Annotated in this window: 14 protein-coding genes and 1 pseudogene; 6 read left to right on the forward strand and 9 right to left on the reverse strand. The window is 70.0% G+C overall.

What is annotated here, in order from left to right:
* Positions 1 to 326: 326 nt before the first annotated feature.
* Both ASF49_RS08665 and ASF49_RS23565 read right to left on the reverse strand, forming a co-directional pair.
* Positions 327 to 8,732, reverse strand: coding sequence for an ExeM/NucH family extracellular endonuclease (locus tag ASF49_RS08665; RefSeq protein ID WP_082511024.1), 8,406 nt, complete (start codon positions 8,730 to 8,732; stop codon positions 327 to 329).
* 222 nt (positions 8,733 to 8,954) lie between these two features.
* The gene (locus ASF49_RS23565; RefSeq protein WP_156652940.1) at positions 8,955 to 9,098 is read right to left on the reverse strand and encodes a hypothetical protein; all 144 of its coding nucleotides are present in this window, start codon (positions 9,096 to 9,098) and stop codon (positions 8,955 to 8,957) included.
* 25 nt (positions 9,099 to 9,123) lie between these two features.
* Between ASF49_RS23565 and ASF49_RS08670 the strand changes: the two genes are divergently transcribed.
* Positions 9,124 to 9,963, forward strand: coding sequence for a bifunctional allantoicase/(S)-ureidoglycine aminohydrolase (locus tag ASF49_RS08670; protein WP_056470774.1), 840 nt, complete (start codon positions 9,124 to 9,126; stop codon positions 9,961 to 9,963).
* Positions 9,960 to 10,466: an ureidoglycolate lyase gene (locus tag ASF49_RS08675; protein WP_056470777.1), complete on the forward strand. Its 507-nt coding sequence runs from the start codon at positions 9,960 to 9,962 to the stop codon at positions 10,464 to 10,466. Before ASF49_RS08670 ends, ASF49_RS08675 begins: the two co-directional genes overlap by 4 nt.
* Before the next feature lie 174 nt (positions 10,467 to 10,640).
* On the opposite strand, the gene ASF49_RS23000 is transcribed toward ASF49_RS08675, so the two are convergent.
* The 7 genes from ASF49_RS23000 to ASF49_RS08700 all read right to left on the reverse strand — a co-directional run bounded on the left by ASF49_RS23000 (position 10,641) and on the right by ASF49_RS08700 (position 14,187).
* A complete protein-coding gene (locus tag ASF49_RS23000; RefSeq protein ID WP_082511026.1) occupies positions 10,641 to 10,901 on the reverse strand; it encodes a GCG_CRPN prefix-to-repeats domain-containing protein in 261 nt (86 codons plus the stop codon).
* Between the two features lie 164 nt (positions 10,902 to 11,065).
* Positions 11,066 to 11,431 (reverse strand): hypothetical protein, encoded by a 366-nt coding sequence (locus tag ASF49_RS08680; RefSeq protein WP_056470781.1) that lies wholly within the window; start codon positions 11,429 to 11,431, stop codon positions 11,066 to 11,068.
* Positions 11,432 to 11,464: 33 nt separating this feature from the next.
* A complete protein-coding gene (locus ASF49_RS23570; RefSeq protein WP_156652941.1) occupies positions 11,465 to 11,617 on the reverse strand; it encodes a hypothetical protein in 153 nt (50 codons plus the stop codon).
* 83 nt (positions 11,618 to 11,700) lie between these two features.
* Entirely contained in the window at positions 11,701 to 11,904 is a 204-nt protein-coding gene (locus ASF49_RS08685; RefSeq protein ID WP_056470785.1) for a hypothetical protein, read from the reverse strand.
* 330 nt (positions 11,905 to 12,234) lie between these two features.
* A complete protein-coding gene (aqpZ, locus tag ASF49_RS08690) occupies positions 12,235 to 12,972 on the reverse strand; it encodes an aquaporin Z (protein WP_056470788.1) in 738 nt (245 codons plus the stop codon).
* A gap of 358 nt (positions 12,973 to 13,330) precedes the next feature.
* On the reverse strand, positions 13,331 to 13,558 hold the full coding sequence (locus ASF49_RS08695) for a hypothetical protein (RefSeq protein ID WP_056470791.1): 228 nt from the start codon (positions 13,556 to 13,558) through the stop codon (positions 13,331 to 13,333).
* Complete coding sequence (locus tag ASF49_RS08700; RefSeq protein WP_082511028.1) at positions 13,555 to 14,187, reverse strand: sigma-70 family RNA polymerase sigma factor; 633 nt, start codon at positions 14,185 to 14,187, stop codon at positions 13,555 to 13,557. The genes ASF49_RS08695 and ASF49_RS08700 overlap by 4 nt, the downstream gene beginning before the upstream one ends.
* 248 nt (positions 14,188 to 14,435) lie before the next feature.
* On the opposite strand from ASF49_RS08700, the gene ASF49_RS08705 reads away from it, so the two are divergent.
* From ASF49_RS08705 to ASF49_RS08720, 4 genes and pseudogenes are all read left to right on the forward strand, one after another.
* The gene (locus ASF49_RS08705; protein WP_056470814.1) at positions 14,436 to 15,893 is read left to right on the forward strand and encodes a helix-turn-helix transcriptional regulator; all 1,458 of its coding nucleotides are present in this window, start codon (positions 14,436 to 14,438) and stop codon (positions 15,891 to 15,893) included.
* Between the two features lie 158 nt (positions 15,894 to 16,051).
* Positions 16,052 to 16,264, forward strand: a complete 213-nt coding sequence (locus ASF49_RS24430; RefSeq protein ID WP_056470794.1) for a CsbD family protein — start codon at positions 16,052 to 16,054, stop codon at positions 16,262 to 16,264.
* 128 nt (positions 16,265 to 16,392) lie between these two features.
* Positions 16,393 to 16,896 carry a CsbD family protein gene (locus tag ASF49_RS08715; protein ID WP_056470795.1) on the forward strand — a complete coding sequence of 168 codons (504 nt, stop codon included), beginning with the start codon at positions 16,393 to 16,395 and terminating at the stop codon, positions 16,894 to 16,896.
* A gap of 126 nt (positions 16,897 to 17,022) precedes the next feature.
* Positions 17,023 to 17,596 (forward strand): annotated as a pseudogene (locus tag ASF49_RS08720) (PhnA-like protein); the annotation flags it as partial.

Raw genomic sequence — 17,596 nt, forward strand, 5'->3', positions numbered from 1 at the left:
TTCGGTTCCCGGCCGCGACGGATCGTTCGGCAACAGGATTTGCCAAGATATCCTCCGCTGATCATCCCGGATTTCCTGTCGCCGGCCACGGTGTACGACGAAGCTCTATCTCCCATCGATCCGGCGGGCTCAGGACGCCGCCCGGATCCTGAATCGGTCCACCCGTCTCGATCGGCCCCGATTCTGGACGTCATGATCCCAGGGTCCGGTGGGGCTGATGTTTCCGCCTAGTTCGACCGCACAGCAGGCTGACCGGCGACAGGCCGGTCAGCCGGGGCTTACCCCGGCCGAGACACAGGTTCGGGTTTCGATGCGGACGCCCGGGCTCAGCCGAAGAGGCCGTCGTTCAAGACGGTGCGGTTCTCCACGAGGCCGAACTGCAGGAAATGCTGCATCGGGTCGATCCCGGCCTGGGCCACGTCCGGGTTGGCCTTGAGGTAGGCCTTGGTGTCGAAGTCGGCGGCCGGGTCGCGGCCCTCCTTGAAGCCGATACCGTCATAGTGCGCGAGCGGGTTGACGCCCGCCTGCGCCACGTCCTTGTAGGCGTCCAGGTAGCCCTTGGTGTCGAAGATCGCGTTGGGATCGCGGCCCTCCTTCCAGCCGAGGGCGTCGAAGTGCTGGCGGGCGAAGGCGAAGGTGTCGCCGCCCGCTCGCGAGGCCGCAACGGCCACGTCCGGGTTGGCCAGCAGGTAGTACTCCGCATCGAAGCCGCCCTTGATGTCGGTGGGCCGACCCACCGCCGCGAAGGTGGCGCGCCCCTCCGCCTGTCCGAACTCGAGGTAATGCGCCAGCGGGTTGACGCCGGCCGCCTTCACGTCGGGATTGCGGGCGAGGTAGGCCTCGTCGTCGAAGGCGGCGCCCGGGTCGCGGCCCTCCTTCCAGCCGGCCTGGGCGTACTGCGTCAGCGGGTTGGCGCCGGAGGCGGCCACGTCCGGGTTGGCGGCGAGGTAGCCCTTGGTCGAGAAGAAGGCGTTCGGGTCGCGGCCCTCCCGTGCACCGTACTGGGCATAGTGGTCGTCGGCGTCCAGGCCGGAGGCCAGGACGTCCTTGTACCGGGCGAGGTAGTACAGGTCGTTCACCAGCGGGTTGGCGTCGTTGAGGACGATGGTCGTATCCGAGAACAGGATGCGTTCGAAGCCGCCGATCGTGTCCCGGCCCTCCGGCCCGGTGACGATGGTGAAGTTGCCGTCCTGCGTGACCTGCGCGTCGGCGAGGCGCGACTGGAAGATCAGGGTGTCGTTGCCGACCGCGCCGGCGATGCCACCGCCCAACAGGATGTCGTCGCCGAGGCTGTTGACGATCATGTCGTCCCCGGCGCCGCCCGCCAGCACGTCGCCGAAGGCCGTGCCCTGGAGGGTGTCCGCGCCATCCGTGCCGGTCTTGGCGGTCCCGCGCTGGAACACGGTGTCGGCCCGGGCCGAGAGGTTCTGGATGCGCAGGTCGCCGGCCGGTCCGGTATCGGCGGTGCCGTAGGGCGTGACGGCATGGAACGCCTTGAGGTACTCGGCCAAGGCGTCCTGCTCGGAGCCCTTGGCCGCGAAGGTCTCGGTGTCGGGGAGCGAGACCGGATTGGCGGTGGTCAGGGTGAGCTTGTTCTCGCCATAGGCCGGGAAAGGATAGTTGTCGCCGCCGAGGCCCGGCGCCGAGGCCGTGCCGGTGGCCAGGAAGTCGAGCGTCACGACCTTGATGGCGCGGCCGGCATCGCCCACGACCTGGCCGTTCTGGACCAGGGTGTCGAGGACGCGGCCGTCGGCATCGATGATCGCCGCGTTGACGATGCGCTGGCCCTCGCGGGTGACGTTGCCGTTCACGTCGAGGGTCTGGGCCTGCTTGGTGGCGTCGAAGCTGTAGGAGATGCCGCCGACCTGGGCGAACTGGCCCGGGGTCGCACCCGGCGCCACCGCGGCGACGCCGTGCTCGAGGATGCGCTCCAGCTCGGCGGCCGTGACGGTGACGACCGCGAGGTTGTTGTTGAAGCGCAGGGAGTTGGTGACGTCGAGCTGCGAGATGTCGCCGGCCTGCTTGCCGGCCGAGGGGTTGGCCGCCGGGGGCAGCTCACTGGTGCCGCCGCCGGCCGTGGAGAAGGAACCGATCGAGTCGCGGATGCCGCCGCCGTTCTTGATCGAGACCGTGACGCCCGCATCGAACTGCTTGGCGTACCAGAGGTTGGCATCCGACGAGAGGTCGCCGAGGTTGGTCTCCTCGGTGCGGACCTCGCCGCGCCGGCCCTCCAGGTAGACGCTGGTGCGGCCGAGGATGTTGCCGTCCTGCTGGCGGATCACGTCGGCGATTCCGGCCGTCTCCTGGACGCCGTCGTTGTTGGCGTCGAGCCCCTCGATCACCTCGCGGACGAGGAAGCCCTTGCTGCCGGGGGTGAAGGCGGCGGCCGTCGAGCCGTAGAGCCCGGCAACGGTGGCGTCGTCCACCGCGACCGCGCCGCTGGTGGCCGGGTTCACCGACTCGCGGATGACGTTGCCCCGCTCGTCGAAGGTGACGTTGAGGCGGCCGACATAGGAATACTCGGAGGCGGTGTTCACCAGGAGCAGGGTCTGGCCGCTGGCATTGGTGTAGAATTGCGGGTAGCCACCCGCGGCCGTGTCGCCGGGAAGCAGGCGGTCGTCGCCGTCGGCCAGCAGGGTGTGCGAGCCGCCGCCGATGAGCACGTCGACGTTGCGCAGCAGCGGCGCCAGGGCCTGCTCGTTGGCGAGTTGCTGCAGGTGCGTGCCGACGATGACCTTGTTCACGTCCGGGTTGGCGGCGAGCACCCGGTCGACCTCGGCGTTGATCTGCTGGGCCAGCAGGGCGATGTTGTCCTGGCCGGTGAAGCCGTCCAGCGTGACGTTGCCGAGGGTCGTCAGCAGCGGCTCGAGCTGGGTGGTGGCGCCCACGAACGCGATCTTCTCGCCGTTCTCCACGAGGATCGTGGACTTGGCGATCTTGTCCGCCCCCGTGCCCGTCTGGGTCGAGGCCGGGCCGGTCTGGGCGAAGGTGGCGTTCGAGACGTTCGGGTTGACCAGCCCCGAGAGCGCCGCTTCCCGCGAGAAGTTCAGGTTGGCGGAGAGGTAGGGGAACTGGGCGCCGACCCAGGTGTCGTCGGCGTTGCCTGCCGCGGTGCCGAGATTGGCCCCGATGATGTTGGCGACCTCGGTGGGCCCGGAATCGAATTCGTGGTTGCCGAACACCGCCGCCTGGACGCCGATGATGTTCTGGATGGTGATGTCGGCCCGGCCGACCGAGGCCGCGAGCTTCGTGTACGCCGCCGAGCCCGTGAGCTCGTAGAGCTGGTTGTAGACGCCGTTATAGGTGGCGGCCAGTTGCGGATCGGCGCCCGCGATGAAGAACGGGCTCGGGATCCAGCCGTCGCCGGTGGAGAGGGTGATCGAGTTCGGGGTCGCGTCCTCGAGCTTGTCGACGATGGCGGCGAAGTTCGCCGCGCGCTGCGTGGCGAGAAGGCCGGCCTCCCAGTCGGAGGCGTGCAGGATCTGGAGCGTGTAGGTCATGGCCGGCGGGGTCTCCGTCGTGAAGTCGAGCTGGTCCTGGGGGATGCCGGCGAAGGCGTTGCCGGCGGTATCGAGGAGGGCGCCCGCCGGGACGATCACGTCGTAGGCGGTGCCGGCCTTGAGGTCGGTGCCCGGATCGATCGTCACCGTGGCGCCGCTGATGGAAACCTGGGAGGTGTCGCCGACCGCGATGGCACGGGTGTCGCCGGACCCGTCCGTGATCGTGAGGGCGCCGCTGCCGGCCCGCACCGCCTCGCTAAAGGTCAGGACGATGCTGGCGCCCGCCGCCACCTTGAGGGCGTTGTCCGCCGGCGTCGCCGAGACGAGGCGCGGCGCGGTCTGGTCGAGGCGCAGGCCGACCAGGATCGGGTCGTGGTCGGATTCACGAGCGGGGACGAGCCCGTCGAAATAGGCGGCGGAGCGGCCGAAATCGAGGTTGTAGTCGATGGCATCCGCCTCGTCGGCGTTGATGTGCCACTCGGTGACGCCGGTGACCTGGCGGTTCAGGCTCGCATTGGCCAGCGCGTGGTCGAGGGCGCCGTAGGCCCCGTCGAAGACGTAGGAATACGGGTCGGCGAGGCGGTCCTCGGCGAGGTTGGTGAAGCCGCCGGCCTTGAGGACGTCGAGGGCATCCTCCTTGATGTAGGCGTTGAAGTCGCCGAGCAGGACGACGTCGCCGTCCGGCGTCCCCGTCGGCTTGAGGGCGAGCCATTTCGTGAGGGCGGTGGCGGCCAGCTCCCGCTGCTGCTGCCAGCCGCCCTGGCCGTCGCCCTGGTCGGCATCGGCGCCCGTGCCGGCCCCGCTCTTCGACTTCAGGTGGTTGATGACCGCCGTGAAGTCCTCGCCCGTGGCGGTCTCGCGGAAGGTCACCGCGAGGGCGGCACGGCTGGTGTTGGCGCCGTTGAAGAGGTGGCCGATCGTGCTCTGCTGAAGCAGCGCCGGATCGAAGGCCTGCACGTCCGAATCGTCGAGCTTCTCGATGGTGGTGTTCAGCGCCACCGAGACCTTGCCGGGCTTGTAGACGAAGCCCACCGCGATGGCGTCGCCGCCGAGGAACTGGCCCTGGTCGAGCTGGGCGCCGGGCCGGACCCAGTCGTAGGTGCCGGCGCCCGCGCGGGCGTTGAGCTGGGCGACGAGGTATTCCAGCGCGTTGCCCGGGTTGCCGGGCTGGAACTGGTTCTCCAGCTCGGTGAGGCCGAACACGTCGGCCCCGGAGGCGATCACCGTGGTGACGAGCTTGGCTGTCTGGCGGTCGAACTCGGCGGCATTGCTGGCGCCACGCGGGTCGAGGCCGATGGCGGTCTTCACGCCGGTGGCGGAGCCGTCGCTGTCGAGGGTGCGGAAGTAGTTCAGCACGTTGAGGCTGCCGACCTTCAGGCTGCCGCCGACATCGTCGGGGGCGGCCGGGCGGGGATTGGCCCTGGCGACAGCATTGTCGCCGTCGTCGATCGCCCGGACCCGGTAGGCGCTGGCGGGGCCGTAGCCGAGCACGCCCGTGAGGCCCGTCACCGTGTCGCCCATCCGGGGTGCGGTGGCGGTGGAATAGGCCGGGCCGAAGCCGTCGAGGAGATCGACGGGCTGGTTCTGGACGTTGAGCCCGTCGTCGTAGGTGATCGAGCGCGCCGCGACCTGCGCAAGGTAGGCCGCGTAGCCGGCGGCGTTCGGCTCGAACGCGTTGGTGAAGGTCTCCGGGCGCCCGCCGGCCGCGAGGCGGATCTCGTTGAAGCGGTCGAGGTTGAACTGCTCGGTGATGGTGAGCGCCTGGCCGAACCGGACGAGCATCCCCTCGTAGCGCTCGAGGTCGGGCTGCGCCGTGGTGCCGGTGCCGATCGTGGCGGCGGCGGGCAGGTCGACCACCGTGGCGGCGGCCTTGAGGGCGGCGGCCGAGAGCGCGCCGGCCTGGACGACCTGGATCTGGGCCGCGTCGGTGACCGTGATCTGCGTCTCGCCGCCGAACTCGCCGACGGTGCCGGTGACCCGGACGCGATCGCCTTCCTGGAGATCCTTCAGGAGGCTGCCGGCGCCCTCGTAGACGAACACGCCCTCGGAGGTCAGCGGGTTGCCGTCCGCATCCGCGGCCTCCTCCTGCAGGTAGAACCCGCCGAGGTTACGCTTGGCGTCGGCGTCGCCGGTCTGGAAGTCGCCGACGACGATCGCCTCCACCGTGACGGTGCGGCCGGCGATCGGGCTCGCGCTGCCCGTGCCCTGCACGGCGGAGATCAGGGTGACGTCGTCGTTGAGGATGGTGCCGGTGGCCACGATGCCGGTCGTGGCCAGGGCCGCCGTCACTCCGCTCTGGCCGGCGCTGGCGCCCTTCAGCGTGACCGTGAAGCCCTCATTGGCCTCCGGAAGCGCATCGCCCTGGACCGTGACGGTGACGATGGCCGAGGCCGCGCCCGCCGGAATGATGCCGGAGATGCTCGCCGGCAGGCTGGGGCCGCCGGCGAAGTCCGCGCCGTCCGCCCCGGCGCCGGCGAGCTCCGCCGTGAAGGCGAGGCTGCCCAGCGTGCCGCCCGTGCGCTCCACCGTGAAGGCGAAGGTGGTGGTGCCGGCGTCGCCCTCGGCCTTGGCCACGGCCAATGAGCCGGGCTGGAAGGCGATCGACTGGGTGTAGCCCTGGGACAGGGCGGCGTAGAGGGTCGCGCCGCCGCCGGCCTCGTTGGCGGTGACGAGGAGCGGCGTGCCGGTGGGGTTGCGGTCGGCGGCGATGAAGGTCAGCACCTCGGGGCCGAGATCGGCGGAGACGCCTGCCAGCGGCGGCACGTAGGAGACGTAGGCCGCGTTCGCGGGATCGGTGACGTCGTAGACGATCACGCCGCTCTGGCGCTCGAGGCCCACGAAGGCGTAGGTGCGGCCATCGACGGTGCCGATCGTGACGCCCTCGGGTTCGGGACCCTTGTTGTCGGAGCGGTCGTCGGGGGTGTTGGCCACCACCTGGTCGTTGTTGAAGCGCTGCGGGTTGAGGCTCGCGAAGATCTTCTCGAACTCGCCGCCGGTCTCGCGCACCTTGGTCAGCGCACCGTCGGCCTCCTGGCGGAAGATCGAGATGCCGCGGCCGCCGAGGGTGTTGAGCTGGTCGATGACGCCGTCGTTGTCGGTGTCACCCGTGCGCAGCAGGACGTTGAGGCGGGCATAGGCGGGATCGGCCTTCAGCGCCTGCAGCTCCGGGGTGAGGCGGCTGTTAGCGATGCTGGAGAGGCGGGCCACGTCCGCCGAATCGTCGGCGCCGCCGATGACGCGCTGGTCGCCCTCGTTGGCAGTGACGACGTAGGTCACGCCGTTCACGGCGAAGCTCGCCGCACCGTCCGGCTGGAGCAAGCCGTAGATCGGCGCGTTGGCCGGCGTGTTGGCGATGCGGATCGAGGCCGTGCCGCCCGCACCGTCACGGTCGGAGGCGTCGAATTCGTTGCCGGGCAGCGAATGGTTGACGGAGCCGAGCGGCTGGATCGCGATCGGGGCGGTGCCGGGATTGGCGAGGTCGATCACCGCGATGCCGTTGACCTCCTGAAGGGTCACGTAGGCGAAGCGGTTGTCGGGGGAGAGCGCGATGTATTCGGGCTCGATGTCGGCGGCGGCACTCTTGCCCGCGGTGATCGCGAGGCCCTTGGCGCGCAGGGCCGCCTCGCTGCCGTCGAGGGCGTCGAAGCCCACGGTGGCACTGACGCTGGCACGGGCCGCGCCCCCGGAGAGATCGAGGATCGAGACGCTGCCAACCGGGTTGATGGCGCTCGTGAACTGCTCGCCCTCGTTGGCGACGAGGAGCTTCGTGCCGTCGCTGGTGAAGACGATCTGGTCGGGTCCGACACCGACCGTCACCGACTTGAGCAGGGCGCCGGCCCGGTCGAACAGGGCGACGCGGCCGGGCTGGTCACCAGCGGCATTGGCGTAGGCCACGGCGACGACGCCGTTCGAGACCGCCACCGAGTTCACGGAACCGTACTGGTCGAGGCCGGCGAGCCGGATCTCGCCGGATTTGGCCATCTGCCCGTCGGCGCCGATGCCGACGATCTCGATCCGGTTCTCGTTGGTGTTCTGGATGTAGAGGCTGCCGGTGGAGCGGTCGTAGGCCACCACCTCGGCATTGGCCGCCGCGGTGGTGGCCGGGTCGTTGGTGGTGGCGTAGCTGCCCAGGCGGACGAGCTGCAGCGCGCCGGTGGGGGAGGGCGGTGTCGTCGCGGTCGCCCCCTCGACCCCCTGGAGGGAGGGAGCCGCATCGAACACCGCCACACCGTTGATCACGGTGGCGGCATCGTCGTTGACGATGGTCCCGACCGCCTCGCCATCGGCGATCGTGGCGCCGACGACGTTCGTCACCCGCAGGGCGAAGGTTTCGTTGGTCTCGAAGGCCCTGTCGCCGGTCACCGGCACGCTGAAGGTGGCGGAGGTGGTGCCGGCCGCGATCGTCTGCCCGGTCAGGGCGATGGCGACGTAGTCGGAACCGGCCCGGGCGGTGCCGTCGGCGGTGGCGAGGTCGAAGGTGACGCCGCCGGCCGGGGCGGGGGCGCTGAGCGAGACCGTGAAGGTCAGGCCGGCCGTGCCCGCCTGGCCCTCGGTCACCTGCGCATCGGCGATCGACAGGGCCGGCAGGGTGGCCGACGCGCTCAGGCTCGAGACCGCGATGTCGTCGATGCCGATCCACTCGTCGCTGCCCACTGCGTTGGCGGTCAGGATGCGAACCTGAAGGCCCGCCGCGCCGTCGGCGTCGGCCGGCAGGGCGACGCTGACGGGGGTCACCTGCGTGGCGCTGCCCTGGGTGCTGGCATCGGCCACGAAGCCGGCCGGCAGGTTCTTCCAGGCGCCGCCGTCGGTCCGGTACTGCAGGGCGAGGGGCTGGACGGCGTTGTCGGCCGAGCCGTCGATGTCGCGGGCGTTGAAGGCCACCGTGATGTCCCGCCGCCCGGTGGCATCGAGGTAGAGCACGAGACTCGGCGCATCCGCCGTGCCCGAGCCCTGCAGGGCGATCGTCGGGTCGGCGAGCTCGAACTCGGCGACGCCGCCGGACCCCAGGGTGGCGGGACTGGTCTGGTTGGCGACGACGTCCGCATCGTTCGGCAGGGCCGAATCACCGGTGATGCCCTGCGGGTCGGTGCCCGTGACGGTGGTGAGGTCCTGACCCAGGTACCCGACGATGGCCGGCACCCTGCTCCAGTCGTCGTTCGTCGTGATCGCGCCGGTATCGGTCCAGGCCTGGAGCAGGGGACCGTTCGCGAGGACGTGCGGCGTCGTGGTCATGCGGACACTCTGAGGAGGCGGACGCGCCGGTGACCGGCGACCTGGTCGCGAGCCCGCACGGTCGGTCGGCGGCGCGCGAGCAGGCCGCCCCTGCCGCGGGCTTCACGCCACCGGTCAGGACGTCCGCTCCGCCGCATCAGGACAGATCAGGTTCTGGCAGCCAATAGATCCGCCACGTGACAGATCGATGAAAGCAAATCGAAACCACGATCTGCTCGCCGATCAGGTCACGGCAAAGTAATTTCCGATCATGATCAGCATCGATCCTGGTGTTTTAATCCATCGTCCGGGATGTTTTTTCCTGCGGCGGTTCGCGGTGGCATCCGGCCCGCCGGCGGCTTGACGCGCTGCGGCGAAGTTCGCCACATCGGCCCGACACCGGAGCCCGCGGATGACCACATCGCCCTACAACCCGCCCTGCGGCGGCCTGCCGCCCCAGACCGCGCTGATGACCGGGCGGGCCGTGTTCACCGAGGCCTACGCCGTCATCCCGAAGGGCGTGATGAGCGACATCGTCACCTCCGTGCTGCCGTTCTGGGAGGGCACCCAGGCCTGGATGCTGGCCCGCCCGCTCTCGGGCTTCTCCGAGACCTTCGCGCAGTATCTCGTGGCGCTCGCCCCCGGCGGCGGCAGCGAAAGGCCCGAGCCCGACGCGGAAGCCGAAGGCGTTCTGTTCGTGGTCGAGGGACGGGCACGCCTCCGCCTCGACGGCCGGCCCCACGACCTGACCCCCGGCAGCTACGCCTACCTGCCGCCCGGGGCCACCTGGAGCCTGCGCAACGACGGGGCCGGGTCGACCCGCCTCCACTGGATCCGCAAGGCCTATGCGCGGGTGCCGGGCATCGAGGTGCCGCCTGCCTTCGTCACCCACGAATCGGAGGTCATCCCGGCGCCGATGCCCGGCACCGACGGCGCCTGGGCCACGACCCGCTTCGTCGCCTCCGACGATGTACGCCACGACATGCACGTCAACATCGTGGCGATGCGCCCGGGTGCCTCGATCCCGTTCGAGGAGACCCACGTCATGGAGCACGGCCTGTTCGTGCTGGAGGGCAAGGCGGTCTACCGGCTCAACCGCGACTGGGTCGAGGTGGAGGCGGGCGACTTCATGTGGCTGCGCGCCTATTGCCCCCAGGCCTGCTACGCCGGCGGCCCCGGCCCCTTCCGCTACCTCCTCTACAAGGATGTCAACCGGCACGCCCCGCTCGCGCCCTTCCGGGCGCCCCGATGAGCGGCCGCCGGATCGTCGCCGCGCCGCTGACGGCGGAGGCCTTCGCTCCGTTCGGCACCGTGATCGACAAGGCGGCCGTCGCACCGCGCCCGATGAACGCCGGCAAGGCCCGCCGTTTCCACGACCTCGCGCAGGTGCGGGTGGCGGGCGAGGACGGGCATGTGGTCATCGGCTACGTCGAGGCGGAGCCCTACGGCCTGCCCCTCGCGGTGAGCCTCGTCGAGCGCCATCCGCTGGGCGCGCAGGCCTTCCTGCCCCTGAATGCCGCGCCGTTCCTCGTGGTGGCCTGCTCCGACGAGGGCGGCCGCCCCGGCCGGCCGCGCGCCTTCGTCACCGCACCGGGCCAGGGCGTGTGCTACGCCATCGGCACGTGGCACGGGGTGCTCACCCCGTTCGGCGCGCCCCAGAACTTCCTCGTCGTCGACCGCGGCGGCCTCGGTGCGAACCTGGAGGAATACGTGTTCGACGAGCCGTGGACGATCCACGGCCCGGATACGATCTGACAGGCCTCACGCTCGGCTTCTGCGGCGCGTGAGGCCCCTGGCCGAGACTCGTCCGGCCTCAGGCCTGGGGGCATGAGAGGCTTCGGAAACGCGGCCGGCCGGTCGGAAGCCGTCTCGACGCGGGGAAGGGCGCCCGCTTGAGGACGGGCGCCCCGGCCTCAAATCGGTGCCGTCTCACCAGCGATGGTGCCGGCCCGCATGGCGGTAGCCGCCGTGCCAGCCCCAGGGATGGCGGTAGCCGCCCCAGCGATGCCAGCGGGGGCCGTACACGATCGGACGGACAACGATGGGGCGGTAGACGACGTTCGGACGGCAATATCCGTAATAGCCGCGATGTCCCCAGGGCCCGCACCCGTCGCGCGCCTCGGCGGCGCCGGTATTTGCAGCAATCGTACCGAGCACAAGGATGGCTGCGCCAGCAAGCCTCAATCGCATTCGCATCCCCTCTGTTGCGATGGTCAAAAAACACGAAATCGATTAGGATCGTTGTAGATCTATAGGCTGCATTTTGTAACGAAACGCATCAATCACTAGATATTAAAGAACATTCATCTTCGCTGTCACGATCGACAACAGACATGCCCTTGCCGCACGGAGCCTCAATTGTTCCTGCGCGAGGTCCAGCGGCCCGAACAGCTCACCGGCCCGGACAGGGTCCAGAACCCGGATCCGTCCGAGGCCCGCAGCAGGCCCTCGACGGCCACGCTCGCCAGGCCGCTGCGGATGGTGCCGACGATGCGGCCGTCCGATCCGGCCCGACCGGACGCATCGACGCCGCTGCCGCCCGCGTCGTCCACGACGCCGTCGCGGATGACGATGGGATACCGGTACGGACCGGTGCAGTTGCCGTCGTCGACGGTCGCGGTCACCGACCAGTTTCCATCGAAGCGCGTGGCGGCCTCGGCCGCCGAGACGCCCACGACGATCAGGACCGTCGTCGCGAGCCACCGTGAGATGGGTGTCATGCTCTCCTCTCTGTGCGACCGTCGCGATGGCGGTCAGTTCTCGTCCACCCCCCCGGCGAGGTAGCGGATCATCAATTCGCCCGTCGCCCGAACCGCGTAATCCGCGACCGTCTCGCCGGTCCGCGGCGGGACCACGTCGGTCACGGGGCGTCCGCCGAGCAGGGCAGCGAGTTCCGCGCGCGCCATCCCGGATTCGACGGCTTCGCGGACGACGCCCTCGCCGTAGAGCCGCGCGTCCGGGATGGGGGACGGGACGGATCGGCCGGGGATCAGGCCCGGACTCCGGGATCGACCGGCGCACCGGGACGGGGATCGGGGCCGATGACGGGCTCGGAGGGGATCTCGCCCGGCGGCTCCTCGAAGGGGGCCGAGGGCTCGTCGGACCCGAGCGGTCGCTCGCCCGGATAGGGCCGCGGCGGCAGCTCCGACGGAGTGCCGCCCGGGATGGGCTCGGGCATGCCGGGATAGGCCATGGGACTCTCCTCCACGCGTGCCGCGGTTTGCGCGTGATGTTCTCGAAAGGGGGACCTTGGGCCGGGCCTGTGCCCGGAGCGGCACGACGCCCGGCCCTGCGGCCATGCCGAACCTGATCGGGGGGACTTACGAGGCCCGGCATAACTCTGGATTTGTCTGGACTGCGAAGCAGCCCTGCCGATCACCGGCTCTGGCGTCGAGATATGTGCGGCGATGCTGGGCTCAATGATGCGGATGCATCAGTTTGTTCGTTTTTTTCCTGGTATGATCGGTCGGTCTTGCTTGCCGTCATCGCCCATCGCGATGGCCTCGGACGGAGGCGGCGGCGATCAGGAGGCACGCTTTTCCAGGACCTCGGTCTCGGTCGCCGGGACCGGCTCGTAGAGCCAGCGGGCGAGGCTGCCCGCGATGACCGCGCCGATCATCGGCGCGAGCCAGAACAGCCAGAGCTGCCCGAGATGCGCGCCGCCCGCGAACAGGGCCGGGCCGGTGCTGCGGGCCGGGTTCACCGAGGTGTTGGTGATCGGGATCGTGATGAGGTGGATGAGGACGAGGGCGAAGCCGATGGGAATGCCGGCGAACCCTACGGCCGCGCCCTTCGAAGTCGTCCCGATGATGATCATCAGAAAGAAGAAGGTCGTCAGGACCTCCGCCATCAGGCAAGCCGGCAGGGCGTAGCCGCCGGGACTGAGGGGTCCGTACCCGTTCGCCGCGAAGGCGCCCGGTTGCCAGCCGGCCTTGCCCGAGGCGATCAGGTAGAGGATGGCCGCGCCCAGGATCGCACCGAGGATCTGGGCGGCGACGTAGGGCACCACGTGGTGGTTCGCGCAGCGGCCGGCGGACCACAGCCCGACGGTCACGGCAGGATTGAAGTGACCGCCCGAGATGTGGCCGACCGTGTAGGCCATCGTCAGGACCGTGAGTCCGAAGGCGAAGCCGATGCCGAGGAAGCCGATCCCCAGTTCGGGAAACGCGGCGCTGATCACGGCCGCCCCGCATCCGCCGAAGGTCAGCCAGAATGTCCCGAAGAATTCGGAGATGACGCGCCGACCGAGATCATTGTTCATGAAGATGTCCTCCTGCGCAGCGCGGAGAGGCGACGTCGTACCCGCATGGGATGGAAATCGATCGATGCGCACCGACAGACGATCGCGGACCTGCGACCTGCCCTTACGACCAAGACTGATGAACCCGATTGCCTAGAACAATGATGCAGCCGTACCAGTGCGTCGATCTTTTCTCCGAAAACTTCGCGCGGCGGATCACTTCGGCGTCAGCACGCAGATTCGTGCGATTCTCTTTGCCATCCCCATGGTTCAGCGCGCCGCGAGCGCGGACAAAGGCTGCACTCCATTGTCGGGACACACGTCGGTGTCCGGGATCCGGTGCGGCGCCCGTCGCGGCGGCAGATCCGGCTTCGCGGTCTCAGGCCTGCCCGGCAACGGGCGGCACGCCGTCGGGGGCGGGGGACCTCGCTGGGCGCGGGGCGGGCGGGCTCGTCGAGATCCCGCCGTAGCCGAGGGCGACGGCCTTCCAGAAGGCCTCGCGCTGGTCGGGTGCGCGCTCGCGCAGAGAGCTGTCGAGAGCCGCCCGGACCCATGCTCCGATGGGGTCCGGGTCGAACGGCGGCGAGGCCGCGTCCGGCGGGATCACGCGGTCCCCATGGCCTTGACCAGACGCTCGCGCGCACGGCTGACGCGGCTCTTCACGGTGCCGGTCTGGCAGCCCAGGACGGCGGCGGCCTCGTCGTAGAGCAAGCCGTCGACCATCACGAGGAGCAGCGTCTCGCGGTGCTCCGGCGTCAGTCTGTTCAGGGCGGCCTGAAGCTGAATCAGGCCGATCCGATGCTCCTGCTCGGGCTCCAGGCGCAGGGTGGCGGCGAAGGCGCCATCGACATCCTCGACCTCGCGGCGAAGCCGCTTGCGCTGGTTGAGGAAGGCATGGCGCAGGATCGTGAACAGCCAGGCGATCAGCCGCGTCCCCGGTTCGAACCGCGACCGGTTCTCCCAGGCGCGCATCAGGGTGGTCTGGACCAGGTCGTCCGCCTCGGCCGCGTTCCCGCACTGGGAGAAGGCGTACCGGCGCAGGCGCGGAACGGCGGCGATCAGGTCGGCCCGGAACGAGTCGGGCACCTGCCCGTCGGCCTGCGCCGCCGACAAGGCGGTCCCGAGCCGGACCAGCACCTGGCCGAGCCTGGATTGCTCCTCGACGCCATCGGGAAACGGAAAAATCTCGTTCAGTCGACGGCCGATCCAATCCGGAATCCGGCGCTGCGCTTCCACGTCATCCGAAGAGGAGCTGAACACTTTGAGGTCTGGCTGCACGGATGAGTGCCCTCTTGTCTCGATCAGGCGATGACTTGCGCGACCCTTCACGAGCGAGGTCACCCGAAGGCTTGTGATTGGGCAATCACATTCACGTCAATGATCCAGATATACCAGACAATCGCTTATCGGACGCGGAACCGGCCTCCCACGCACTTGTTACGAGCTGGACTTTGCAAGCGGCGCGACGCGCCATGGGAGCCCCGGTGACACTCGGCGTCGACAGGCATGAACTCCGGCAGATCGTGGCGGGCTTGAGCGAGGGCGTGATCCTCGTCGAGCCGGACCAGACCATCGCCTATGCCAACGCCGCCGCGCTGGAGATGCACGGGGCCGAGACGTTGGAGGAGCTCGGCGGGACGGTGGATGCCTACCGGGCTCGCTTCTCCCTGCGCTACCGCAACAACCACGCTCCCAACCAATACCCGATCGAGCGTGTGGTGGCCGGGGAACGCTTCCACGACGTCGTCGTGGAGGTCACGCGCACCGACCGGCCCGACACCGACTTCGTGCATTCCCTGCGCAGCCTGGTCGCCACCGACCGCGACGGCCAGCCGAGCTGCCTCGCCCTCATCCTCAAGGACGTCTCGGACCAGTTCGAGGCCGAGGCGCGCTTCGAGGCCACCTTCAACGCCAACCCGGCCCCGGCGGTGATCTGCCGGCTCGCGGACCTGCGCTTCGTGAAGGTGAACCTCGGTTTCCTGGAAATGACCGGCTATACGCGCGACGCCGTCATCGGCCGCAGCGTCTACGAGGTCGACGTCCTGGCCAATGCCCGCAGCCGCGACCTGGCGATCTCGCGGTTGAACGAGGGCGGGACCATCCCACAGATGGAGGCCTGCCTCGACCTGCCCGACGGCGGCACACGCTTTGTCATCGTGGCGGGTCAGCCGATGGAGCTCGGCGATGAGCCCTGCATGCTCTTCACCTTTGCCGACCTGGAACTGCGGCGGAAGGCCGAGACGGCGCTGCGCCAGAGCGAGGAGCGCTTTGCCAAGGCGTTCCGGCTCACCCCCGTGCCCACCCTGCTCGCCCGCGCCGACGGGCTGGCGATCACCGGCGTCAACGAGGCCTTCACGAGGGTCTTCGGCTTCGGCGCCGAGACGGTGACCGGCCGCACGCCGACGGATCTCGATCTGTGGGTCTCGCAGCCCCAGCGCGATCGGTTCGAGACGGCCCTGGCCCGGACCGGCTACGTGCTGGGCCTGGAGGTCTGCCTGCGTCACGAGGACGGGAGCAGCCTCGACTGCCTGGTCTCGGCCGAGCGGGTGGAGATCGGCGCGGAATCCTTCGCGCTCCTCGTCCTGCAGGACATCACCGAGCGCAAGCGCAGCGAGCGCGAGCTGTTCGAGGCCATCGAGGCGGTGATGGCCGACACCTCCTGGTTCAGCCGGGGGCTGATCGAGAAGCTGGCTCACCTGCGCCAGCCGGGTGCCGGGCACCAGGACGCGGTCTCACCCAACATGACGGTGCGCGAGCGCCAGATCCTCGACCTGATCTGCGCCGGACTCTCCGACGAGGTCATCGCCCGGCGTCTCGGCCTGTCCAAGAACACGGTCCGCAACCACGCGGCGGCGCTGTACCGCAAGCTCGACGTGCACAAGCGCTCCGAGGCGATCGTGTGGGGCCGCAACAACGGCTTCCCGACCGCGCCACCCGGGTAAAAAAACTCAGTTTACTGGTACTTCTGCATCATTGATGGGGCGCGATCAGGGACCATTTCTCGAACAACGGGCGTTGGGCCGAGACCCCGCCGCCCGACCTTCGCCTGCCGCGACCCGACTCGTCCGGTCCGGCACCTGCGCTACGCGAGAGGGCCACGATGACCGCCACCAAGCCGCCCACCTCCGCCCAGGCGATCAAGGGCTCGGTCAAGGAAGCCATCGGCAAGCTGACCGGTGACGGCCGGGTCGAGGCCGAGGGCCGCAGCGAGGCCGAGGGCACGTCCGCCACCAAATCCGAGGATGAGGCCGGGACGCCGAAGGCCGGCGGGGCCGCCAAATCGGCCAAGGTGGTCAGGCCGGCCAAGCCGTAGGGGCGTCCGCCCCCGCGCTCGCGCCCTGCATCATCGAGCGAAGCCACTCCACCCAAGTCACACCTTACACCCCCGCGTCGAGCCTCGGCGCAAACCCGTCACGAACCACGACGAACAAGGACAGGATCATGGTCGATACCAATCGGATCACGGGCGCCGCCCAGGAACTCGGCGGCAAGGTCCAGGGCGCCGTCGGCGACCTCACCGGCTCGAAGCGGGACTCGCTCGAGGGCCGGGCGCGCGAGGCGCAAGGGGCGGCCGAGACTCTCTACGGCCAGGCCAAGGACGGTGTGCGCGAGGCCGCCGGCCACGTCGCCGACACGGCGCGCGAGATCGGCGGCCAGGTCCGTGACGCGGTGGGCAACCTGACCGGGTCCGGCGAGGTCGAGGACCGCGCCCGCCGCGCGCGGGGCGCGGCCAGCGACACTTACGAACGGGCCGAGCGCGCCGTGCGCCACGCCGCCGACGAGGCCTACGACCGTGCCGAGGACGCCTACGAGAACGGTGGGCGGTACCTGCGCGAGGGCGGCCGTGAGGTCAGCAACCAGGTCGCCGAGCACCCGATCGCCGCCCTGCTCGTGGCCGGCCTTCTCGGCTACGGCCTCGGCCTGCTCATTCACGGCCGCGACTGAACGGAACCACGCAGCGCGTCCGGCCGCCTGCGCGCCCGCAGCGCGGCCGGAGCCTGGACTTCCACCCCGACTGACCCCTCGAACGACCGAGCTTCTCGGACGACCGACGATCCGGAGTACCTCTACGTGTCCACCTCTCCCCTTCTCGCGACCTCGACTCCCGCCGCCTCAGCCGACGTCCGCACGGTCCTGCTTCATCAGGTGTCGTGGGGCGCGATCTTCGCCGGGGCGGTCACCGCCCTGGTGAGCCAGGTCATCCTCAACATGGTCGGCGTGGGCGTCGGCCTGTCCAGCGTCGGCGCCCACGCCGCCGACAACCCGGCCGCCTCCACCCTCTCGCTGGGCGCCGGCCTCTGGTTCGTGGGCTCGGGCGTGGTCGCCGCGCTCGCCGGCGGCCTCATCGCCGGGCGCCTCTCGGGCAAGCCCGTCGCGGGCGCGGCCGGCCTGCACGGGCTGGTCTCCTGGGCGGTGACCACCCTGGTGGTGCTCTACCTCCTGACCTCGGCGGCCGGCGGGCTGATCGGGGGCGCCTTCTCGGGCGTGACCAGCACGCTCGGCGGGGCCGGCTCGCTGGTGGGCGGCACGGTGCAGACGGCCGCCCAGGCGGCCGCCCCCTCCCTGTCGAAGATCACCAACCCGCTGGACGGCATCGAGCAGACGGTGCGCCAGCAGGCGGCCGGCCAGGACCCGCAGGCGGCCA

The sequence above is a fragment of the Methylobacterium sp. Leaf104 genome (genome assembly GCF_001422885.1).
Taxonomy (GTDB): domain Bacteria; phylum Pseudomonadota; class Alphaproteobacteria; order Rhizobiales; family Beijerinckiaceae; genus Methylobacterium.